Here is a 19,700-nt window from a genome sequence, read left to right on the forward strand (position 1 = left end):
GGCAGAGCCTCATTCGGTGATGTCTCGGCGCAGCAGGAATTTGGCCATCACCACCGTGCCGATGAAGCCCAGCAACCCAATGAGCAGCGCCACTTCGAAGTAGTGCTTGTGGCCAAAGGCCAGCCCCAGGGTGACCAGCAGCGCCAGCGCGTTGATGTAGAGCGTGTCCAGTGCCAGGATACGGTCGGGCAGACCGGGGCCGCGCAGCAAGCGCCAGGCCGCCAGGGCCAGGGCCAGTGTCAGCACGCCCAGCACCCAGGGCAGCACGGCAGCGACCATCATCCGAACACCTCCATCAGCAGCGCTTCGTAGCGCGATTTGATATCGGCCGCGATCGCGGCGGCGGCTGCATCGTCCGGCGCATGCAGCGCGTGCACCAGCAGCCAGCGGCGGTCGTCGCTCAGCTCGGCCGAGATCGTGCCCGGGGTGGTGGTGACGATGCCGGCCAGCAGCACGATGGCGAGCGGATCCCGAAGATCGATCGGAACCCACACGAAACGCGGCTGGATCGCGGCGTCTGGACCGAGCACGCGGCGGGCCACGTCGAGGTTGCTGCGCAGGATGTCCCAGAGCACCACGATGACCAACCTCATCAGCGCCTGCCATGAGCGCAGCGGCGAGCGTGCCGGCCGAAGCGGCATCAGCAGCCAGGGGATGGTCAGCGCCAGCAGCGCACCCAGCAGCCACTGGCCGGGCGAAGCCGACTCGTTGAGCATCAGCCACGCCAGCAGCAGCGCAACGCTCGTCATCGGCGAGGGCAACAGACGGTGGCGCAGGCTCATTTCAGGTCTCCTCGTTCGCGCATCTCGCGCCGCACATCCGCCGTCGCCGGCAACGGTTGTGCGCCGAGCACGGCCTTCACGTAGCTTTGCGGCGCGAACAGCTGTGCCGCAGTGGCGGCGGTGTAGCGCGCGATAGGGCCGGCGGCCACGGCGCACAGCACCACGGCAGCCAACGCGCCGACGGTGGCTGCGCGCGCCAGGCCGGGCTGGCCCGTGGGGTCTTGGGCGCGGTCAGGCATGCCTGAGGCCGGCCCGCTGCCATGCTCCCAGAACAACACACTGCCGGCGCGCGCCAGCGCCACCATTACCATAAGACTTGACGACAACACGCCGGCCACCACCCAGCCCGCCCAAGGCGTCGCACCGGCAGCCCGAAGCAGCAGCGCCTTGCCCATGAAGGCAGCGAGTGGTGGCACACCGGCCACCGCCACTGCCGCGACGAAGAAGCCGATGCCCAGCGGCGCCCAGGCCGCAGGACGCTGACCGGGCTGCAGCCTGTCACTGCCGCCGCGCGCGGATGCGATCCGGTCGGCCAGCAGAAACCAGGCGCAGGCCACCAGAGTGCTGGGCACCAGGTAGAACAGCCCGGCAGCCAGGCCGGATTCACTGCCCAGGCCAGTGGCCAGGAGCAGGGTGCCAGCCGACGCCACCACCAAATAGGCCACCAGGGTGCGCAGCCGCAATGCCGCCAGTGCGCCGAGGGCCGCCAGCACCAGCGTGGCCAGGGCGAGCATGGACAGCAGCGGCAACGCGCCGGTGACCAGGCCCGCCGGCACGAACAGCGTAGTGGCACGCACGATGGCGTACACGCCCACCTTGGTCAGCACCGCGAACAAGGCCGCCGTGGGCGCGCTGGCGCTCGCGTAGGTGTCGGTCAGCCAAAAGTACAGCGGCAGCAGCGCCGCCTTCACCGCAAACACCACCAGCAGCATCAGCAGCGCCGACTGGGCCAGGCGCTGGTTCTGCGCAGCCAGTTGCGGCAGCTTCACCGCCAGGTCGGCCATGTTCAGCGTGCCCGCCACCGCATACAGCAAACTCACCGCGACGAGGAACAGCGCCGAGCCGGCGAGGTTGAAGACCACGTAGTGCACGCTGGCCTTCAGGCGCTCGCGGGTGGCGCCGTGCAGCAGCAGGCCGTAGCTGGCGGCCAGCAGCACCTCAAAGAAGACGAACAGGTTGAAGAGGTCGGCCGTGAGGAAGGCGCCATTCAAGCCCATGAGCTGAAACTGGAACAGTGCGTGGAAGTGACGCGACGGCGTTTCGTGCCGGCGGTCGTCGCCGGCGAGCGCGTAGGTCAATGCTGCGGCGGCCACCAGGGCGGTGACGAGCAGCATCAAGGCCGACAGTCGGTCCAGCGCCAGGGCAACGCCGTGGGGCGCGGCCCAGTTGCCAAGCAGGTAGGCGTGCACCGTGCCGTGGTCGGCCTGCTGCACCAGCAACGCGGCCAGCAGCACCCCGGCGGCCACAGCGGCGGCCGACACCACCGGCACCCAGCGCGACGCGGCCCTTTCCAGCAACAGCAGCGCCGCGCCGGCCACCAAGGGCAGCACGATGGGGAGCACCACCTCATGCCCCCCCGGCAAGAGCGTGGCGGCGGCATTCATCGCGGCCACTGTCATCGCAGCGGCTCCTCGCCATCCACATGGTCGCTGCCGACTTCGCCGCGGGTGCGCAGTGCGATGCCCAGCAGCAACGCCGTCATCGCAAAGCTGATGACGATGGCTGTCAGCACCAGCGCCTGTGGCAGCGGATCAGCATGCGTCGCGAGCGTTGCAGCCACGCCCGGCTCGACGATGGGCACTGCGTTCACCTGGACCCGGCCCATCGCGAAGATGAACAGGTTGACCGCGTAGCTCAGCAGCGTGAGGCCGAGGATGGTGTCGAAGGTGCGCGCACGCAGCAGCAGCCAAATGCCGCTGGCGGCCAGCGTACCGATGAACAGGCTGAGCAGCAGCAGCATGGTCAATCCGTGGGTGGTGCCGCGGCAGGGCGCGACAGGCGGGCGATGGCCAGCAGCATGGCCATCGTCGCGCCCACCACCACCAGGGTCACGCCCAGGTCAAAGGCCGAAGCGCTGGCCAGCGGCACGCCGCCGATGCCGGGCAGCCACGGGTAGTCGTAGGTGGTGGTGAGGAACGGCGCCGCGAACCACCAGCTCGCCAGCCCCGTGGCGGCGGCCAGCGCCAGGCCCCAGCCGATCCAGGCGCGGAAGTCACCGCCCAGCAATGGGCTGCGTTCACGCACCCAGGTCTGGCCATGCGCCACCTGCATCAACACCAGGCCGATGGCCAGCACCAGGCCGGCGATGAAACCGCCACCCGGCAGGTTGTGGCCGCGCAGGTACAGGAACACGGAGGTCAGCACCACGAAGGGCAGCACCAGCCGCGCCACGCGCTGCAGCATCAACGGATGGGCCTGACCACTGGCAACAGGTGTCTGTGCTGCCGGCGGCACCCAACCGGCCAACAACGCATGCAGCGTCAACGCGGCGATGCCCAGCACGGTGATCTCGCCCAAGGTGTCGAAGCCGCGGTAGTCGACGATGATCACGTTGACGACGTTGGCACCACCGCCCAGCGGCAGCGCGGTGGCGAAGAAGAAGTCGCTGATGCTCTGGCCCGGCCGTGTCAGCACCATCCACACCAGCGCCGCCACGCCCAAGCCCACTGCCAAGGCCAGTGCGGCGTCACGCCACGGGTGCCAGCGGTCGCCGCGCTCCGGCGGGCTCTCCTCGGGCAGCCATTTCAGCGCCAGCATGAGCAGCACCAGGCTCACCACTTCCACCAGCAGTTGTGTCAACGCCAGATCGGGCGCCGACAGGCCGACGAACACCAGGCAAACCACCAGCCCGGCACCGCCCATCAGCAGCACCGCCACCAGGCGCTGCCGATGCAAGAGCGCCGTGCCCACTGCGGCGGCGCTGCCCAGCAGCCCCAGCAAGAGCGCCAGTGGGTGCAGGCCCTGCAGGTGCAGCGCTGCCGGCTGCGCGGACGGCCCCCACGACAGCACGAAAGGCGCCGCCCCGGCGGCCAGCGCCATCAGCACCAGCAGCAGCAGGTAGCGCTGCAGGCTTCCGTTTTGCAGCGCATCCACCAACCCGCGGGCCGCGGACACCCCGCCTGCCTGCATCAGTGAGAAAAGCTCGCGCCCACCCGCCACTGCCCAACCCGGCAGGCGCGTGACGTGGTGCAGGTTCAGGCCGCGCTGCAATGCGACGTAAAGCACCACGCCGACGGCGACGGCCACGCCGCTCATCAGCAGCGCGCCGTTGAAGCCATGCCAGACCGCCAACTCGTAGGCAGGCAGCGCTGGTCCAGGCGCCCCATACAGCGCGGCCTGCGCGGCCACCGCCAACAGCGGCCCGGCCACCAGCGCCGGTGCCAGGCCTACCGCCAGGCACAGCAGCACCAACAGCATGACCGGCAGCCGCATGAAAAACGGGGGCTCGTGCGGGGTCTTCGGCAGCCCCACCGGCTCGCCATTGAAGAAGGTGTCGTGGATGAAGCGCAGCGAGTAAGCCACGCTCAGTGCGCCGGCCAGTGTGGCTGCGACGGGCAGCAGCCATTCCATCGCCGCATGCGAGTCTTTGGCCAGTGCTTCGGCAAAGAACATCTCTTTGCTGAGAAAGCCGTTGAGCAGTGGCACGCCGGCCATGCTGAGAGACGCCACGATGCCCAGGGTGGCGGTGAAAGGCATCAGCTTCATGAGGCCGTTGATGCGCCGCAGGTCGCGCGTGCCGCATTCATGGTCGATGATGCCGGCGCTCATGAACAGGCTGGCCTTGAAGATCGCGTGGTTGAGGATGTGGAACACCCCGGCCACCACGGCGAGCGGCTCCGACAGGCCGAACAGCAGCGTGATCAAGCCCAGGTGGCTGATGGTGCTGTAGGCCAGGAGGCCCTTCAGGTCGTGCTGGAAGATCGCGATGTAGGCACCCAGCAGCATCGTGACCAAGCCGACGCTGGTGACGATCCAGAACCAGGGCTCGCTGCCGCCCAGTGCCGGGTACAGGCGCGCCAGCAGGAACACGCCGCACTTCACCATCGTGGCCGAATGCAGGTAGGCCGAGACCGGCGTGGGCGCGGCCATCGCGTGCGGCAGCCAGAAGTGAAACGGAAACTGCGCGCTCTTGGTGAAGGCGCCCAGCAGCACCAGCACCAGCGCCACCTCATACAGCGCATGGGCACGCAGGCGGTCACCCGAGGCAAGCACCACGTCGAGCTCAAGGCTGCCGACGATGTGGCCTATCAGCAGCGCACCGGCCAGCAGGCACAGCCCGCCGGCGCCGGTGACGGTCAAGGCCATGCGGGCGCCCTCGCGTGCATCGCGGCCCACATCGTCGCGGCCATGCCAAAAGCCGATGAGCAGGAAGCTGGCCAGGCTGGTGAGTTCCCAGAACAGCACCAGCAGCACCAGGTTGTCGGCCAGCACCACGCCCAACATCGCACCCATGAACAGCAGCAGGAAGACGAAGAAGCGCCCACTCGGGCTGTGCGGATCGGCGGGGTCCAGGTACCAGGCTGCGTAGAGCGCCACCAGCGCGCCGATGCCACCGATCAGCAGCACGAACAGCCAAGCCAGGCCGTCCATCCGAAAGCCCAGGTCGAGCCCGAGCGCAGGCAACCATTCAACGCTGGCGCCCAGCACCTGGCCGCCCAAAACAGCCGGTGTCGCCTGCAGCGCGAGTACCGTCACCCCCAAGGCCGTTGCGCCAGCCAGCGCAGCCTGCAAGCGGCGGGCACCGGCTGGCAGGCTCGCCACCAGGGCCGCGCCCAACCACGGCAGCACGCTAAGCACGAACAGACTCATCGGCTTACTGCGCCGGGACAGCGGCCGACCGGCGAATCATCATCACCACCAGCGTCACCACCGTCAGCGGCACGACAAAACTCATCATCACGCCCGAGTAAGCGGGCAGCGCGTCGTGCTGCTGCGCGGCCAGGATCAGGTAGGCCACGTAAGCGATGTAGTAGCCGAGAAAGACGCCACCTTCCCAGCGTGCGATCTCACGGCCGGTCATGAACACCGGCAGGCAGGCCAGCGCCACCGCCAACATCACCCAGATGTCGAAGGACAGCAGCGACGGCGCCATCACCAGGCCCAGATCACCCGACACCAAGCCCGACAGACCCAGGCAACCCAGGATGTTGAAGGTGCTGCTGCCCACCACATTGCCCACCGCGATATCGCGCTCGCCCTTGAGCGCCGCGGCGATGCTGGTGGCCACCTCGGGCATGCTGGTGCCGGCGGCCACGATGGTCAGCCCGATGACCAGATCACTCACGCCCATGGCCTTTGCGAAGCCAACCGCCGAATCCACCAGCAAGTCAGAACCGAACACCAACGCCACCAGGCCGACGCCGATGAGACCCGTCTGCACCGCCCAGTGGCTGTCCCAGGCGCCCTGCGCGGCAGGCTGCAGCTCGCCGGCGAACTCGTCCTTCGCGGCTTGCGTCTCGCGGCGCGACTGCACCACCAGGAACACGGTGTAGGCCAACACCAGAGCGAACATCAGGCCACCGTCGGTCATCGACAACCGCCCGTCCAGCCCCAGCGCCAACAACAGCAGGCTGGCGCCCAGCATGATGGGCACCTCCTGGCGGATCAACTGGATGTTGACGACCAGCGGTGTGATCAACGCGCTTAAGCCCAAGATGAACAGCACGTTGAAGATGTTGCTGCCCACCACATTGCCGATGGCGATGTCAGTGCGGCCGTCCATCACGGCGCCGACGCTCACCGCCAACTCCGGTGCGCTGGTGCCGAAGGCGACGATGGTCAAGCCGACCACCAGCGGGCTGATGCCGAAGGACAGTGCCAGCTTCGATGCACCGCGGACCAGGATGTTGGCGCCGACGACCAGCAAGATCAGGCCGGCGACAAAAGTCAGGAGACTCATGGGGATGGGTGAGGTTGGTTCGATGCAACGCGCGTCGAGGATGCCAAGACCGCCAGTGTACCGCCCCGCTGGTCTTGAAAGAACCTGCATGAATCGCACCTAATATTCGGTTTTTCCGAACCGGAGGATGCATGCTGAATTATCGCCATCTTCACTACTTCTGGGTCGTCACCAAGGAGGGCGGCTTCGCCCGCGCCGCCGAGCGGCTGGACATGGCGGTGCAGACCATCAGCGCGCAGGTGCGGGAGCTGGAGAAATCGCTGGGCCACCAGCTCCTCAAGCCCTCAGGCCGCGGCGTGGCCCTCACCGAGGCGGGCCAGGCCGCCTTCGCCCGCGCCGAGGAGATCTTTCAGCTCGGCCAGGGCATCCCCGACGAGGTGCGCGAAGCGGCCAGCGGCAAGGTGGCCCGCCTGGCGGTCGGGCTCTCCGACGGCATCTCCAAGCTTGCCGCCCATGCGCTGCTGGAGCCGGTGTTGAGCACCCCCAACCTTCGGCTTGTCTGCCACGAGGGCGAGTTCGAGCAACTGCTCAGCGAACTGGCGCTGCATCACCTGGACCTGGTTCTCGCCGGCCAGGCCGCACCGCGCAACCCGAACCTGCGCCTCACCAGCGAGCGCCTCGTTGAGTCACCGGTCGAGTGGTATGGCCCGGCCCGGCTGGTCGGCAAGACCGAGCGCGACCGCTTTCCGCAAAGCCTCAACGACCTGCCGGTGCTGCTGCCCACGGGCCACTCGGCGCTGCGACCGAGGCTGGACCACTGGTTCGAGACGCAGGGCCTGCGGCCCCGCATCGCCGGCGAGTTCGAGGACAGCGCGCTGCTCGCGGTATTCGCGGCTCGCGGCCTGGGCGTCTTCCCGGTCAGTCGGCTCGGCGCGGACGACGTCGGCCTGATGCGCGGGCTTCGCTTGCTGGGAACCAGCGATGGTGTGAAGGAGGAGATCCACGCCATCCGCTCGCGTCGCGGCCAGCACCACCCCCTGGTGATGCAGGTGGTGGCTGCGGCTCGCCCTTGAACGCGTCTTGATCGCTCCCGATCAGGCAGCGTGGCGATAGGCCACCTTCGTGGAGCTCGCCTCCTCTCCATCGAAGAGCTTCCAATGGTGACGAGCCGCCTCCACCACCAAGGTTTCGCCGTCGGCGAGATGGCCATCGGCCCGCGCCGCGGCCAAGGACAGACGCAGCACCTTCCTTTGCAGCGCCGGATCCGAGATCTCGGCCATCAATGACGCCAAGGCGCTGTCATCGACGTTCCCCATGAGCGAACCTGTCTCGTACCCAACCGCCAGCAGTTCTTCGCACAACGTGTGAACGATGTGCGGCAGGAACTGGGGCTCCAGCCCGAGTTCGCGCTCCGCGCCCAACTTCTTGAGGATGTCGAACTCGGAACTGCACACGTGACCGTCGGAAATGAGCACCAACGCGACGATGCGCGCGGCGGCTTCTGGGCTGTTGTGGGGGTAGCTGCGCATGGAGGATCTCCGTTGAAAATGGTCAGGCTGAGGAGACAAGCTGGGTTTCGGACTCAGTCGCCCCGGACGGGATGGCGCCGGTCTGACTGGCGTGTCCGGCGCTCGGCCGAGATCGGGATGGGAATGAGCACCGGTTCCTGCCGCGGCACCCATTCCCTGAGAGCTTCCTTCAGCAAGCGCAGGCCCTGTACGAGGCCGGCAAACACGAGGGACGCGAGATGCAACGAGAGCTTCATGGCGGGTGAGCCCGGGAGTGATTACAGACTGGAATATTCGTCTGGTTGAACTTCGGAAGAAGCGGCCATTCCAAGACTTCAACTCAGGAAAATACGAACTCGCCAGAAGATGATGCGCCCACCGCAAAGCCGCACTCAGGTCCGGTCCGGCCGGACCTCGCTGACCTTGGCGAGCCGGAAGGCCCGGTCGTCGGTCTGGTAGTCCCACTGCTCGATCCGACAGCTTCCTGGCGTCGCATCCGCGCCCCAGCGAAGAAGGTTCACCGAGTTGGGCACGCCATCACGCACGCGGGACGACACGGCCGTGCCCGCCTGCACGACCCACAGAGGGCGCGCCAGGCCTTGCAGCGGCATGACGTAGGGGAGGTGGATGTGACCGCCGATGACGAGGTCGGCGCCGGCCTCAGCCCAGCGCCGCAGCGCGACCGCATGGCCGCGCAAACGGTTGGACACGTCCTCGGCGCGCGTGACGGCGATGGGCTGGTGCACCACGATCACGCGCAGCTGCGCAGGGTCGGCACGCTCAACCAGGCGCGCCGCACGGTCGATCTGCAAAGCGGAGACCTCACCGTCCTTGTGTCGCCACGGACGCGTGGTGTTGACGCACACCACCAGGAGTTCCGAAGATCGGTGCACGGGCTCGAGATCCGTCCCGAACGCGGTGCTGTACCGCCCATACGGGCTGTGCAGGCGTGCCCACAAATCGAACAGCGGGATGTCGTGGTTGCCCGGCACCGCCAGCACGGGCGCGGCCAGGCGGTCCGTGAAGGCGCGAGCGGCGCAGAACTGCGCGGGTCGGGCCCTCTGCGTAATGTCGCCGGACAGCACGACCAGATCGGGCCGCTGCTGGCGTGCCAATTCGGTCAGCGCGTCGACGACGGTCGGCTGCTCGGTGCCGAAGTGCGAGTCGGAGATCTGCAGCAAGACGGTCATCCGCTGGCCTCCACGCGCCGCGGCGCCAGCAAATACAGCGGCCTGGCGAGCACGCGGAAATCCAGCGGTGCACGCAGCGTCGTCACCTCGCCGTCGAAGGCCACCTTGACCCCGCGGCGCCCTTGCGGCAGCGTCGGATTGACCACCATGTGCTGAAATTCGAAGCGTTCCACCCCGGCGGCCTCGCCGAGGCGGCCCATCGCCCCGTGCAGCATCAGCCCGATCATCGGCAGCGCGCCGATGGGCCGCAGCATCAGGGCGGCCATGCTGCCGTCACCCGGCGTGCCGGCGACCGTGTCCTCCGGCTCGGCGCCGAGCTGCTGCAGCTGGAGCCAGTTGTTGCCGACGAAAAGCGTCAAGGTCTGCACGTCGCGCACCGTGCCACCCATCTCGATGTGCACGCGCAGCTTGCGCTGCGCGCGCAGCAGCGTTGCGCAGGCCGCCACAAAGGCCACCCAGCGGCTGCGCCCGAAGCGCGCCTTGTAGGCCTCGCGGTCCTCCAGCAGCTCAGGGTAGAGCCCGAGGCTGGCGTTGACGAGAAACACGCGATCGTTGACACCCGCCACCTGCACCGGGACAGACGCCGACCGCAGCAGCAATCGGACCGCTTCAGTCGGGTCGACGGGAATGCCGTGCGTGCGGGCAAAGTAGTTGAACGTGCCCTGTGGCACCACGCCCATGGCGCAGCCTGTGGCGTGTGCGGCCTGCGCCACGGTGTTGAGCGTGCCGTCGCCGCCGACGGCGACCACGGCAGTGCGGGTGGCGATCGCCCTTGCCGCAGCCTGGTGAGACACGAAGCTCAACTCGGCGGGGCTGCAGAAAAGCAAGTCTCCCCGCCGTCCACCCGCCCGCAGCGCAGCTTCGATGACTTCGCGCTTCGCTTCCGCCTCGCTGCTGCCCGCCGCCGCATTGACGACGAACTGCAGCGCGGAAGCGGAGTCGATTTCCGGGAGAGCGGCCATGGCGCCGTGCCCGCTCAGGTCTTTTCCCGCGTCAAGCGCTCCGCAAAGGAAATACCGATGGCAGAGAGCACGAAGGTGAAGTGGATGACCGCCACCATCGTCACGATCTGGATATTTTCCAAGCTCAGGTCGCCACTCAGGTAGGTCTTCAAGGCATGCACGCCAGAGATCGAGATGATGGCGAACGCCAGCTTCAACTTGAGGTTGTAGGTGTTGACGTGGTCCAGCCAGTCGGGCTTCTTCATGTCCTTCTTGTCGAAGTGCCCCGTGGTCACGAAGAGCGACACACCGGCAAGCGCCACCACCCAAACCAACTGCGCCACCATCGTCATGTCCACCAGCTCCAGCACCTTGATGATCAGATCGATCTTCGCGAGATCGCCGAACAGCAAGGTGCTCATCAGCTTGTAGGTTTCCAGCAGGAACTTTCCCAGAATGCCGAAGATGATCGCCACCAGACCCACATAGAAAAAAAGCATGGTGAATCTCATGCCGTAAAGCAGCGACCCGACCCTTGATAGCAGCATTTCCATTCTTGTCTACCTTGAAACAGAGCCGACAGTTACGTCAAACAGCGAACCAGCCGAAGCTTCCTGCGCCGCGCGGGCCAGTTCGCCCAGGCGGCTGAAGCAGACCGCGGCGGACGATCTCAATCGTGGCGCAGCAGGTCACCGAAGACGGTGTGCTCGCCCTCCTTGCGATCGGCGCCAGGCGCGTCGTACAGCACGAGCCAGCGCGCCTTGCCGCCCGACAGCGTCGGTGGCAGGTCACAGATCGCTTCGGCACGGTTGGTGCCGCGGCCGTGCGGCAGGGGCACCGACTCGGTCAGCGCCGACTCGAAGCGCACAGGCTCGCGGTTGGCAGCCAGCAAGGGCCGCGCGGCCGGCCACTTGAAGACGCGGATGTCGCCGTTCAGCACTATCGTCGGGCCGGCCAGGATGTAGAGGTCGTCGCCTGAGAAGTGCAGGTCCCGCACGCCCAGGCCGTCGAGCTGCAGGAAGTGCTTGCGGACCAGCGTGCCGCTGTCGTCCAGGGGCGCCAGTCGCAGCTGATCGCCGCGACCCTCCACCGCGATCTCGAGCAGCGCTGACCAGCCGCGAAGCACCGGGCCGCGCAGGCCGAGTAGCAGCCGACGGGCGTCCACGGCCAGGCCTTCGATGTCGAAGCCGTTGTCCTTGCCCGGGATGGCCATGTATGGCCCGAAGTGGGGGTCATCGGCGAGCGCACGGGTGAGCAGGTTCGTCTGCGCATCACCTTTCAGGAGCAGCGCCCGACGGCCGTCCCGGGCCTGGCGTACCAGGCAGGGCTCGCCCTGGGCGTCGGGCTCGATGGGCACGCAGGCCAGCAGGCGACGATTGCCGTCCAACGCCACCTTTGCCAGCCGCTTGGCGTTGTCGGCGTGCGCTCGATCCGGTTTGGCGTTCTTGCGCTGCAGGCCATGCGAGCCGACCACCCAGAGGAAGCCGTCGGCCACGGCCATGCCTTCCAGGTCGGCCTCTTCCCCGGCCGCGCCGGGCAGGTCCAGCAGATCGGCGAGCGGGAAGTCGCGCACCTCGCCGAAGCGCAAGGCCTCTCGCCCCACGGGGTCGAGCCGGCGTAGGCGGTCCAGGCCGCAGGCTTCGTCGCCCGCCACCCAGAGCCAGTCGCCGGTGAAGGCCGCGCCGGACAGATTGGATTGAACCAGGGAGTCAGGGGCGAACTCCAGACGGACGGCATTGGCGGTTCGAGCGTTGGGCATCGGGTGCTTCTCCAATGAGTGACGTGCCAGAAGGCTCGCGTGCTGCAACGCGTTCCGATCGGAGCCGTCAAACCCCGGAGTCTGCGGCCGAAGCTCAGTCCAACGTTCAGGTTTATCCGATGTTCACGTTCTTGAAAGACTGCTTTTCCAGAACCGTCAGGCGCCCCACATTCCGTCTGTCCCTCAACCGATGGAGATCCGTGATGCAAGTGCTCTTCAAGTCCCGCCATCCGCAAGCCACTGACTTGCGCGACCTGACCGAGCGCCGCGTGCGCTTCGTGCTGCGACGCCTGGGCTGGTTGGTGCCGCGCGCGGAGGTGCAGATGTCGGACGTGAACGGACCGCGCGGCGGCATCGACAAGCGCTGCCAGGTCGAACTCCGGACCGATGGCGCCGGGTCGGTCGTCGTCGCCTCCGTGGCCAACGACTGGCGCACGGCGCTCGACAACGCGCTTGCGCGCGCTGCGCGCTTCCTCATGCGCCTGTGGCGCCGGGGCAGTGACCCCCGCCGCATGCGCCAACGCCTCATCAGTTACGAACGCTGAACTCGAACGACCCCAGGACTCGACACCATGAACTCCATGACGCCCATCCCCTCGACCGCTCGGCCGGAAACCGCGCATTCGGCGCCGATCGCCGCAGGCAACGCGGCACCCACGGATGTCGCCGGTACGAGCCGTGTGCTGCGCAACGCGTACGCCTTGCTGTCGATGACGCTGCTGTTCAGCGCGGCCATCGCCGCTGCCAGCGTGGCGTTCCAGCTGCCGGCGCCGGGCCTCCTGCTGACCCTGGGCGGCTACTTCGGACTGCTCTTTGCCGTCTACAAGTTCAAGAACAGCGGCTGGGCCTTGCCGGCGGTGTTTGCGCTGACGGGCTTCATGGGCTACTCCCTGGGGCCGGTGCTGAACAAGTCGCTGGCACTGCCCGGCGGTGCACAGGTCGTGACCCTGGCCCTGGCGGCCACGGGCGCCACCTTCCTGGCCTTGTCGGCCTGGGTCTTGACGACCCGTCGCGACTTCAGCTTCATGGGCGGCTTCCTGTTCGCCGGCATGGTCATCGCGCTGATTGCCGGCCTGGGCGCCGTGTTCCTGCAGATCCCGGCGCTGGGCCTGGCCGTGGCCGCGATGGTCGCGCTGCTGTCGGCCGGCCTGATCCTGTTCGAGACCAGCCGGATCGTCACCGGTGGCGAAACCAACTACGTGCTGGCCACCGTCGGCCTCTACGTCTCGATCTTCAACCTGTTCACGAGTCTGCTGAGCCTCTTCGGCTTCGGCAGCTCGGATGAATGAACCCGCACCAGGAACACCTCATGAAATGCCCCACCTGCACCGACACCGCACTCGTGATGAGCGATCGCCAGGGCGTCGAGATCGACTACTGCCCGCAATGCCGCGGCGTCTGGCTGGATCGCGGCGAACTCGACAAGCTGATCGAGCGTTCGGGCGCGATGACGCCAGTTCCTGCCGCCAGCGCGTCAGCGCAATCACAGCCGCAATTCGCGGACTCCGACTACGAGCATGGCCGAGGCCAGCAGGGCAACCGCAAGAAGTCCTGGCTGAGCAACATCTTCGACTGACCCGCGACCCACAGCACCCACGCGAGACCCATGATGCGCAGCTATCCCGTGAACAGCCCGCAGGCCGCAGCCCGCATCGTCGCCCTGACCGTGTTCGCCGACGGCGATATCGGAGACGCCGAGATCGCTTGGCTCGACCGCCTGGTCGTGCATGAGCAGTTGGGGCTGACGCGACATGAGTTGCAAGCAGTGCTGGACACCTTCTGCGAAGACTTGCTTTCGAGCGACCAGTTGAAATGGGCCGACGCCTGCCCGGTGGACGAGCGCACGCTGGCGGATCTGATGGGTGAAATCCAGGACCCTGCGCTGCGGCTGAAACTACTGCGCCTGTGTGTCGAACTGGCTGAAGTCGACGCCCGGGTCCACGAAGGCGAGTCGATGGTGCTCGTCGCCGCGGTCGAGCATTGGGGCTTGCACCGTGAGATGTTTCGGCCGTCGTCCCGTAGCTGACCGGCTCTCCTTGCCTGAACAATCCGCGGTTTAGGTCTTTGGGCCTGCGGTGGGCAAGTCGAAAGTGCCCCATGGAGTGCCCGGGATCGTGCAGCCATCGAAATGGCTGTCCGCTATGGAGACACGACGGCTATGTCGGCTGATGGCCGCGTGCCGCCGGCTACAGGCGATGACTATGATCGTCGGGCCACGTGCTCACGTGGCCGGATGGCCTGTTCAGTAACAGTGGTATCCGCAGAGCACGACGTTGCTCAGTAGGTACTTCGAGGTCCCCGGACACGCTGCGAGCACGTTGGATGAACCTCGCCATGGGTTCGGTCAGGCGCGCCAGGGGATGCAGGAGGTAAGCCATCACGACGGTCGGTGCGCCAGCCAGCGGCCGCGCGGCGATGCCGCGGTTCAGGTAGCCAGCAAGCCTCGCAGACGGCGCGACGACGAGGCCGTACCCGGCTGACACGAGCGTCATCGCGATGTCGAAGGAGCTGACCAGCTGCTCCCGATCCTGCAGCGCATCCCCGAGGACACGCTGCGCCACAGCGCGCCACGGCTCGCCGGCCGTTGACTGCGCACGGATCAACGGCTGCTTGAGCACTTCCTGGCACGGCACTTCACGGTAGGCCAGCAAGTGGGAGCGCTTGGCCACGGCGACCGCCAGCGTGTCATGCCACAGCGGTTCGCATACCCAGCCAGGCCACTGCCGGGCAACCGCAGACAAGGCGAAGTCGAAGCCGTCGCCCGGCAGCTCCGCGCCCCGACCGGGATCTGTCCATCCAGCCAGGACGGCATGGGTCTCCGGCTCTTCGGCGCGCTGCAGGGCTAGCACGTCGGCGAGCTGGGGAGGCACCCATTCGCCGAGGACGGCCATGCGAATTTCGGCGGTGATGTCGCTCGATTCCACGTCCAGCTCCCCCCAGGCGGTGAATGTCGTGGCAACTGATCTCGGAGCCATTGAATGAGTTAAGTTTAACGTGGTTTAAATCGTGACCTTGTTCGACGCTTTTGGCAATGCAAAAGCGTTCGATCCAAAGAGGCCGCCCCGTCGGCACTACTACCTACGAAGCGGAACCAGCCATCGCGTTTGGGGCCGCCGTGCGGGAAGAAAGAACCAACCAGGGTATCGCTCAGGAAACGCTGGCCCACTTGGCTGGCATCGAACGGTCGCACATGGGCAAGATCGAACGCGGAGAGCACGTCCCCACGCTTCCCCTCATCCTCAAGATCGCCCGCGCGCTGAAATGCAGTTCTGCTCACTTGATGACTCTGACCGAAGCCAAGCTGGCGGAGTCGGCCCCATCCGCAGATTGAAGCCGGCCTTACCCCTGATCGTCGTTGTCCTTGCCGCCAAAGGCTGAATCTTCGCGCTTTGCGGCCTCGTTGAGGAGCCGCAGGTATGGGTTGTCTGGCGGCGTCTCCTGGAACAGCGCATCCGGGCTGGCGAGCAGATAGCCGTGCAGCCGGCGCGACTTGCGCGGCCCCGTGACTTCGCAGGTCCAGATGTTCAGCCCGCTGGGCTGCTTGCGGTGCTGCCCCAGCTTCTCGAACCGCTTCTGCACCCACTGCCACCCCTCCAGCTTCTCCTGCTTGGCCAGCGCGGCGACTTGAAGGTACTCCTGTGCATAGCGCTGAAACACGCCGGGGCTGACGAGGTAGGCCGTGCCGGCGACGGTATGCACCAGAGCCTTGGCGTCGTTGATGATCAGCTTGCGCGTCTGGATGCTCTGACGCAGCCAGGCCATGAAGTGCGCCCCGGAGGGCTCCGCGCGATCCTGGGAAGGCACGAGGTTCATCTGCGGCGGTGGCACGGTCAAAGGGGCCGGCTCGGGCTCGGCAACAGGGCAACTCGGGATCTCCGGTGCTGTAGGTGCAGTGGTGTCGCCCAGCAGGTCGAGCAGCGCGGCCACGCCCGGGTCTGTGGCTGCGGATGCGATCGGCGCCGTGCTCGCGGGTGCAGCATCGATGCCTTCCGCGCGCGGCACATCGGCCACCGCCGGCGCCTGCGGCTCCGCTTGTTCCTCTTCGACCTGCACACGGCCTGCGAACGGCGCCGGCCGATCGGCGGCATCCCAGATCATCGCCGGCGAGAGTTTCAGGAAGGTGAAGGCGTGCGACCAGCCGGCGTCGCTGGTGACGGTAGCCTTCCAGATCGCCTTGCCATCCGGCGTCGGTTGCACGATGCCGTGATCCTGCAGCACGTTGAACACGGCCGTATTGCTCGCCGGGATGCCGTCGATGCCCTGCGACAGCAGATGTGCGCGCAGCTTGTCGGAGACGGTCTTGCTCACCAGCCACAAAGCCTCTTGGGTCAGCCAACCGTCCGCCGGGCCGCCCTGGTTCAACTTGAACTCTTCCTTGAGCAGGTAGCGCAAGCCGTCGAGCAATTTGCGTTGCAGCGCATGCTTGGGTGCCGCCAGCGCCTTGCTGGGATCGCCGCCGAGTTCCTGGGCGACCGATGCCTGGTCGGCCTGCACGACCAGCTCGCCGAGCGTGCCGGCGTGCTCGTACTGGCCGGCCAGCACGTACAGCAGCGCGGCCCAGAGGTCGGGATAGCCGCTGAGCCAGTCGAAGATGTCCCGATCGAGAAGGCGCGCGTAGAGCAGCCCGGTGGCGGCGCTGTGCAGGCGGTACTCACGCTCCTTTCGGTAACGAAAGCGGTAGGGCTTTCGCACCGGGCCGTGCCAGGGATGCCAGGCGCTGCCGTCGGCATGCTCGACGTGCAGATCGACCGCTATCTTGCCGATGTCGTGCAGCAGGGCCGCGTAGGCCGTGCCTGCGGTCCAGGCTTCGGCCTGCGCCGCCTGTGCCTCTGGCGTGACGCCCGCAGGCAGCAGGTAAGACTGCCGCAATTTCAGCGCGTAGGCGACGATCTCCAGGCCGTGGTCCAGCATGCCGCCCGGATAGGCGTGGTGGTGGCTTTCGGACGCAGGGAACTGCTGGACCAGTTCGGCGTAGCGTTCCAGCGGCGCCAGGTACAGCGTGGCGAATTGCCCGCGCGACAGCGAGGTGCGCTGCCAGATGTGTTCCAGCAGCTTCTGCCGGCGCGGTGTTGCCAGCAGCGATGCGGCCGACTCGGGCCGCGTCAGCCCTTTGGGTGTCTCGGTGGAGGGAGTGGATGGTGCGCCGGAGGCCGGCAGCATCCGTTTGCGAAACAGCGAGAGCATGGCGAACCTCGGATGAGAGGCTGCTCAGGGGTGCCTTTCGGCCTTTTCGGGTAGGGCCTTTCCCCTTGGCCCCATTCCCTTGCCCCTTCCCAGCCCTTGCGGCCTTTTTGGAAGCCTTTGGGTATAGGGGCAGCGCGTGTCGCGTGCCGCAATCAATGCGGCATGGGGCAACCCCGGCAAGCCGGGAATACTTCTGCCGCCGCGTCAGATCTGGCCCAGGCCGGCATCGAGCGCAGCGGCTTGCGCGGCGAAGTCCTTGGGGCGCTTTTTGCGAAAGGTCTCCAGGTTGTTGAGCTTCCAGCGCAGTGCCGGCAGTTGCGCGGCGTGCTGGCATTGCACCAGCGACCAGTCCGGTTCTGCGCGTACCAGGCCGCTCAGGAACCGCCTGTGCGCCTTCGTCAGCCGTTGCTGCAACTCGCTTCGCAACTGCGCGCGAGCGTCCAGCAGCGTGTCCAAGGGGCAGTCCACTTCGGCCATACCGACAAAGGCCCGTTCGTACTCGCCGGCGATGTCCTTGTCGTTGCCGAACAGCACTTCGTGGGGCGGCCGGTTGTGCCCGGCCAGGTAGACCACGAAGCACTCGACCATGCCATCGCTGATGCCGCCCGATTCGTAGAGCTGCCACACGTCGAACAGATCGCGCGGATGCTGTCGATCCAGCGCAGCCACCAGCTTGCTGGCGTACAGCTCGTCCGGCGCCAGGATCGGCAGCTCGAACTCGACGCCGAACAGATCGCGGGTCTTGGCGCTCAGTGGTCGCCGCTCGACGGGCAGCACACTGCCACGGAACACGACATTGACCTCGATCTTCACCTGGCCGACGTCGTTCTCGACGATCAGCTTGGTGTCCCCCAGGTCCTTGGCGCGAACCAGGCGTGTCTGCACACCCAGTGGTGCAACGCGCGCGGCGATGGCGGCCAGTTCCTGGTTGATGGCTTGCAGCGCTTCGTCGCGCGGCGTCTGCCACGGGAGGTACACCACGTCGATGTCCACCGACAGGCGTGGCATGTCCTGCACGAAGAGATTGATGGCCGTGCCGCCCTTCATAGCGAAGATGCCATTCGCGAAAACATCGGGCGCGACAGCCAGCAGCAGGCGAACGGTGTCCGCGTAGGTCTTATCCATGGGACTTCAGACTCAACAGGCTGCCGTCGTCGAGTCGGCTCATCCAGCGCGTGGCGCTGCCGGTGCGAACCGGGTACTGTTCCAGCAAGGCATCGACGTCCACGAGGCTTGTTTCCCGCGCCCAGGTGAGGAACAGGCGCACGGCCTTGACGCTGGTACAGCAGGACAGCAGTTGTCCGAGCATGTCCTTGCGGGGCGAGCGCAGTCCGTCGAAGACGTTGCGCGCTTCTTCGAGGCTCTGCTTGACACCGGCTTCGTACAGCAGCTCCAGAACGGCACGCTCGGGGGCTGCCACCCGCAGATCCTCGGGCAGGCCAGGCGGCGTGGACAGGGTCTTGCTGGCCAGCGCCGTGTCCGGCCAGTCGAACAGGCGGGCATGGACGTAGCGGGCCGGGAAGCGCGAGGTGAACCAGACCGGCAGCGCGTAGCGGTTGTCGCCCCACAGCACCAGCGTGTCGCGGCTGCTCAGGTTGTGCCGCACGCCCTGCAGGGCCAGGGCGCTCTTGCCGCCGACATGCAGGCCGGGCACGCGCTGCCGCAGGAACTTCAGCGCACCGTAGACCCCAAAGTCATCGTTCGGGAATGCATAGACACCCTGGGCCAGGCGCACGAGCCAGCCCCCGTCGGCGTAGTGGGCAGCGAGCTGGGGCGACACCCCGAACTGGCTCAGGGTGGCCAGATCGAACGGTGCTCCGCGGGGAAGCTCCGCCTGCAGACGCTTGATTACTTGGTGCTTGGAATTTCCATCCATGTTATAAAAATAACACGAAATCCAATCACGCCCTAGCGCTGCCACAGACATTTGCACAGAAAGTAGCATCATGTTTTACTTTTGGAGCATAATCTAATCATGATCGGCAGCCCAGGCCAATCCGACTCGCCGATCGCAACCTCGCCTTCTGGATCGCGGTCTATGCTGGAGGGCGAACGACAACGCCTCCCCCCATGAGGTGAGGCACCACTGAAACCGAGGCACATGAGCATGACCACCAACACGCACAACGGGCGCTGGAGCCACCGGCTGGGCCGGGGGGCTGGCCGCGCCTGGCGTGGCTACCTGCGTCGTGAGCAACGTGCCGCCGGCTGGCTGGTGGCGCGTGGAGTGCCTGCAGATGCGGCCAAGGCGGTGCTCTGGATCGTCAAGCTCGCCGTGTTCGGTGTCCTGCTCTACGCTGCATCCTGGCTGGCCTTGCTGCTGGTCTTTGCGGTGGCCGCCGCATGGCTTGCGCGGAACGCCGATGCGGATGATGAGAACCAGCCAGAGTGGCGTGAAGGACACTCCGGCCATGGTCTGTACGACAAGAACGAGTGGCGCCACGACATGGGCGACTCTGACGAGTCGTAGCTGCCCCATCGGTACGAAAGGATGCGT

General features: G+C 66.7%; 22 protein-coding genes and 1 pseudogene. 7 read left to right on the forward strand and 16 right to left on the reverse strand.

Going from position 1 to position 19,700, the window contains the following annotated elements:
- Positions 1-9 precede the first annotated feature (9 nt).
- Genes CAL15_RS02850 through CAL15_RS02875 form a run of 6 tightly spaced genes read right to left on the reverse strand, consistent with a single transcriptional unit; the run spans position 10 to position 6,681 of the window.
- On the reverse strand, positions 10-279 hold the full coding sequence (locus CAL15_RS02850; protein ID WP_086080895.1) for a K+/H+ antiporter subunit F: 270 nt from the start codon (positions 277-279) through the stop codon (positions 10-12).
- A complete protein-coding gene (locus CAL15_RS02855; protein ID WP_086077247.1) occupies positions 279-782 on the reverse strand; it encodes a Na+/H+ antiporter subunit E in 504 nt (167 codons plus the stop codon). The genes CAL15_RS02850 and CAL15_RS02855 overlap by 1 nt, the downstream gene beginning before the upstream one ends.
- Positions 779-2,401 (reverse strand): monovalent cation/H+ antiporter subunit D, encoded by a 1,623-nt coding sequence (locus CAL15_RS02860; RefSeq protein ID WP_198299131.1) that lies wholly within the window; start codon positions 2,399-2,401, stop codon positions 779-781. Before CAL15_RS02860 ends, CAL15_RS02855 begins: the two co-directional genes overlap by 4 nt.
- On the reverse strand, positions 2,398-2,742 hold the full coding sequence (locus tag CAL15_RS02865; RefSeq protein WP_086077248.1) for a Na+/H+ antiporter subunit C: 345 nt from the start codon (positions 2,740-2,742) through the stop codon (positions 2,398-2,400). Before CAL15_RS02865 ends, CAL15_RS02860 begins: the two co-directional genes overlap by 4 nt.
- A gap of 2 nt (positions 2,743-2,744) precedes the next feature.
- Positions 2,745-5,591: a monovalent cation/H+ antiporter subunit A gene (locus CAL15_RS02870; RefSeq protein WP_086077249.1), complete on the reverse strand. Its 2,847-nt coding sequence runs from the start codon at positions 5,589-5,591 to the stop codon at positions 2,745-2,747.
- A 4-nt stretch (positions 5,592-5,595) separates the two neighbouring features.
- Complete coding sequence (locus tag CAL15_RS02875) at positions 5,596-6,681, reverse strand: calcium/sodium antiporter (protein ID WP_086077250.1); 1,086 nt, start codon at positions 6,679-6,681, stop codon at positions 5,596-5,598.
- A gap of 131 nt (positions 6,682-6,812) precedes the next feature.
- On the opposite strand from CAL15_RS02875, the gene CAL15_RS02880 reads away from it, so the two are divergent.
- On the forward strand, positions 6,813-7,694 hold the full coding sequence (locus CAL15_RS02880) for a LysR family transcriptional regulator (RefSeq protein ID WP_086077251.1): 882 nt from the start codon (positions 6,813-6,815) through the stop codon (positions 7,692-7,694).
- Between the two features lie 21 nt (positions 7,695-7,715).
- Here the strand turns inward: CAL15_RS02880 and CAL15_RS02885 are convergent, their stop codons facing one another.
- The 6 genes from CAL15_RS02885 to CAL15_RS02910 form a co-directional block, all read right to left on the reverse strand.
- Positions 7,716-8,150, reverse strand: coding sequence for a hypothetical protein (locus CAL15_RS02885; RefSeq protein WP_086077252.1), 435 nt, complete (start codon positions 8,148-8,150; stop codon positions 7,716-7,718).
- Between the two features lie 53 nt (positions 8,151-8,203).
- Entirely contained in the window at positions 8,204-8,386 is a 183-nt protein-coding gene (locus CAL15_RS02890; RefSeq protein ID WP_086077253.1) for a hypothetical protein, read from the reverse strand.
- Between the two features lie 135 nt (positions 8,387-8,521).
- Positions 8,522-9,319, reverse strand: a complete 798-nt coding sequence (locus CAL15_RS02895) for a metallophosphoesterase family protein (RefSeq protein WP_086077254.1) — start codon at positions 9,317-9,319, stop codon at positions 8,522-8,524.
- The gene (locus CAL15_RS02900) at positions 9,316-10,281 is read right to left on the reverse strand and encodes a diacylglycerol/lipid kinase family protein (protein ID WP_086077255.1); all 966 of its coding nucleotides are present in this window, start codon (positions 10,279-10,281) and stop codon (positions 9,316-9,318) included. Before CAL15_RS02900 ends, CAL15_RS02895 begins: the two co-directional genes overlap by 4 nt.
- Positions 10,282-10,295: 14 nt before the next feature.
- Complete coding sequence (locus tag CAL15_RS02905; protein ID WP_232468105.1) at positions 10,296-10,760, reverse strand: YqhA family protein; 465 nt, start codon at positions 10,758-10,760, stop codon at positions 10,296-10,298.
- 170 nt (positions 10,761-10,930) lie between these two features.
- Positions 10,931-12,019 (reverse strand): DUF3616 domain-containing protein, encoded by a 1,089-nt coding sequence (locus CAL15_RS02910; protein ID WP_086077257.1) that lies wholly within the window; start codon positions 12,017-12,019, stop codon positions 10,931-10,933.
- Positions 12,020-12,222: 203 nt separating this feature from the next.
- Between CAL15_RS02910 and CAL15_RS02915 the strand changes: the two genes are divergently transcribed.
- Genes CAL15_RS02915 through CAL15_RS02930 form a run of 4 tightly spaced genes read left to right on the forward strand, consistent with a single transcriptional unit; the run spans position 12,223 to position 14,045 of the window.
- The gene (locus CAL15_RS02915) at positions 12,223-12,564 is read left to right on the forward strand and encodes a hypothetical protein (RefSeq protein ID WP_086077258.1); all 342 of its coding nucleotides are present in this window, start codon (positions 12,223-12,225) and stop codon (positions 12,562-12,564) included.
- Positions 12,565-12,591: 27 nt separating this feature from the next.
- The gene (locus CAL15_RS02920; protein ID WP_198299132.1) at positions 12,592-13,308 is read left to right on the forward strand and encodes a Bax inhibitor-1/YccA family protein; all 717 of its coding nucleotides are present in this window, start codon (positions 12,592-12,594) and stop codon (positions 13,306-13,308) included.
- A 20-nt stretch (positions 13,309-13,328) separates the two neighbouring features.
- Positions 13,329-13,595 (forward strand): TFIIB-type zinc ribbon-containing protein, encoded by a 267-nt coding sequence (locus tag CAL15_RS02925; RefSeq protein ID WP_086077259.1) that lies wholly within the window; start codon positions 13,329-13,331, stop codon positions 13,593-13,595.
- Positions 13,596-13,625: 30 nt separating this feature from the next.
- Entirely contained in the window at positions 13,626-14,045 is a 420-nt protein-coding gene (locus CAL15_RS02930; protein WP_086077260.1) for a tellurite resistance TerB family protein, read from the forward strand.
- Between the two features lie 274 nt (positions 14,046-14,319).
- Here the strand turns inward: CAL15_RS02930 and CAL15_RS02935 are convergent.
- A pseudogene (locus tag CAL15_RS02935) lies at positions 14,320-14,943 on the reverse strand (substrate-binding domain-containing protein); the annotation flags it as partial.
- 107 nt (positions 14,944-15,050) lie between these two features.
- Here CAL15_RS02935 and CAL15_RS02940 point away from each other — a divergent pair.
- Entirely contained in the window at positions 15,051-15,350 is a 300-nt protein-coding gene (locus tag CAL15_RS02940) for a helix-turn-helix domain-containing protein (protein ID WP_033470452.1), read from the forward strand.
- A gap of 8 nt (positions 15,351-15,358) precedes the next feature.
- On the opposite strand, the gene mobH is transcribed toward CAL15_RS02940, so the two are convergent.
- The 3 genes from mobH to CAL15_RS02955 form a co-directional block, all read right to left on the reverse strand.
- A complete protein-coding gene (mobH, locus tag CAL15_RS02945) occupies positions 15,359-17,203 on the reverse strand; it encodes a MobH family relaxase (RefSeq protein ID WP_033470454.1) in 1,845 nt (614 codons plus the stop codon).
- Positions 17,204-17,407: 204 nt separating this feature from the next.
- The gene (locus CAL15_RS02950) at positions 17,408-18,328 is read right to left on the reverse strand and encodes a nucleotidyl transferase AbiEii/AbiGii toxin family protein (protein ID WP_033470456.1); all 921 of its coding nucleotides are present in this window, start codon (positions 18,326-18,328) and stop codon (positions 17,408-17,410) included.
- Complete coding sequence (locus CAL15_RS02955) at positions 18,321-19,079, reverse strand: type IV toxin-antitoxin system AbiEi family antitoxin domain-containing protein (protein ID WP_033470458.1); 759 nt, start codon at positions 19,077-19,079, stop codon at positions 18,321-18,323. The genes CAL15_RS02950 and CAL15_RS02955 overlap by 8 nt, the downstream gene beginning before the upstream one ends.
- A gap of 231 nt (positions 19,080-19,310) precedes the next feature.
- Here CAL15_RS02955 and CAL15_RS02960 point away from each other — a divergent pair, with 231 nt between their 5' ends.
- A complete protein-coding gene (locus tag CAL15_RS02960; RefSeq protein ID WP_439650516.1) occupies positions 19,311-19,673 on the forward strand; it encodes a DUF3742 family protein in 363 nt (120 codons plus the stop codon).
- The last annotated feature ends 27 nt before the right edge of the window (positions 19,674-19,700 follow it).

The organism is Bordetella genomosp. 13, from assembly GCF_002119665.1.
GTDB lineage: Bacteria > Pseudomonadota > Gammaproteobacteria > Burkholderiales > Burkholderiaceae_B > Bordetella.

Coding starts and splice junctions, on each gene's coding strand:
- CAL15_RS02850 (WP_086080895.1), bottom strand. CDS start 279: ATGGTCGCTGCCGTGCTGCCCTGGGTGCTGGGCGTGCTGACACTGGCC.
- CAL15_RS02855 (WP_086077247.1), bottom strand. CDS start 782: ATGAGCCTGCGCCACCGTCTGTTGCCCTCGCCGATGACGAGCGTTGCG.
- CAL15_RS02860 (WP_198299131.1), bottom strand. CDS start 2,401: ATGACAGTGGCCGCGATGAATGCCGCCGCCACGCTCTTGCCGGGGGGG.
- CAL15_RS02865 (WP_086077248.1), bottom strand. CDS start 2,742: ATGCTGCTGCTGCTCAGCCTGTTCATCGGTACGCTGGCCGCCAGCGGC.
- CAL15_RS02870 (WP_086077249.1), bottom strand. CDS start 5,591: ATGAGTCTGTTCGTGCTTAGCGTGCTGCCGTGGTTGGGCGCGGCCCTG.
- CAL15_RS02875 (WP_086077250.1), bottom strand. CDS start 6,681: ATGAGTCTCCTGACTTTTGTCGCCGGCCTGATCTTGCTGGTCGTCGGC.
- CAL15_RS02880 (WP_086077251.1), top strand. CDS start 6,813: ATGCTGAATTATCGCCATCTTCACTACTTCTGGGTCGTCACCAAGGAG.
- CAL15_RS02885 (WP_086077252.1), bottom strand. CDS start 8,150: ATGCGCAGCTACCCCCACAACAGCCCAGAAGCCGCCGCGCGCATCGTC.
- CAL15_RS02890 (WP_086077253.1), bottom strand. CDS start 8,386: ATGAAGCTCTCGTTGCATCTCGCGTCCCTCGTGTTTGCCGGCCTCGTA.
- CAL15_RS02895 (WP_086077254.1), bottom strand. CDS start 9,319: ATGACCGTCTTGCTGCAGATCTCCGACTCGCACTTCGGCACCGAGCAG.
- CAL15_RS02900 (WP_086077255.1), bottom strand. CDS start 10,281: ATGGCCGCTCTCCCGGAAATCGACTCCGCTTCCGCGCTGCAGTTCGTC.
- CAL15_RS02905 (WP_232468105.1), bottom strand. CDS start 10,760: ATGCTTTTTTTCTATGTGGGTCTGGTGGCGATCATCTTCGGCATTCTG.
- CAL15_RS02910 (WP_086077257.1), bottom strand. CDS start 12,019: ATGCCCAACGCTCGAACCGCCAATGCCGTCCGTCTGGAGTTCGCCCCT.
- CAL15_RS02915 (WP_086077258.1), top strand. CDS start 12,223: ATGCAAGTGCTCTTCAAGTCCCGCCATCCGCAAGCCACTGACTTGCGC.
- CAL15_RS02920 (WP_198299132.1), top strand. CDS start 12,592: ATGAACTCCATGACGCCCATCCCCTCGACCGCTCGGCCGGAAACCGCG.
- CAL15_RS02925 (WP_086077259.1), top strand. CDS start 13,329: ATGAAATGCCCCACCTGCACCGACACCGCACTCGTGATGAGCGATCGC.
- CAL15_RS02930 (WP_086077260.1), top strand. CDS start 13,626: ATGATGCGCAGCTATCCCGTGAACAGCCCGCAGGCCGCAGCCCGCATC.
- CAL15_RS02940 (WP_033470452.1), top strand. CDS start 15,051: ATGCAAAAGCGTTCGATCCAAAGAGGCCGCCCCGTCGGCACTACTACC.
- mobH (WP_033470454.1), bottom strand. CDS start 17,203: ATGCTCTCGCTGTTTCGCAAACGGATGCTGCCGGCCTCCGGCGCACCA.
- CAL15_RS02950 (WP_033470456.1), bottom strand. CDS start 18,328: ATGGATAAGACCTACGCGGACACCGTTCGCCTGCTGCTGGCTGTCGCG.
- CAL15_RS02955 (WP_033470458.1), bottom strand. CDS start 19,079: ATGGATGGAAATTCCAAGCACCAAGTAATCAAGCGTCTGCAGGCGGAG.
- CAL15_RS02960 (WP_439650516.1), top strand. CDS start 19,311: ATGACCACCAACACGCACAACGGGCGCTGGAGCCACCGGCTGGGCCGG.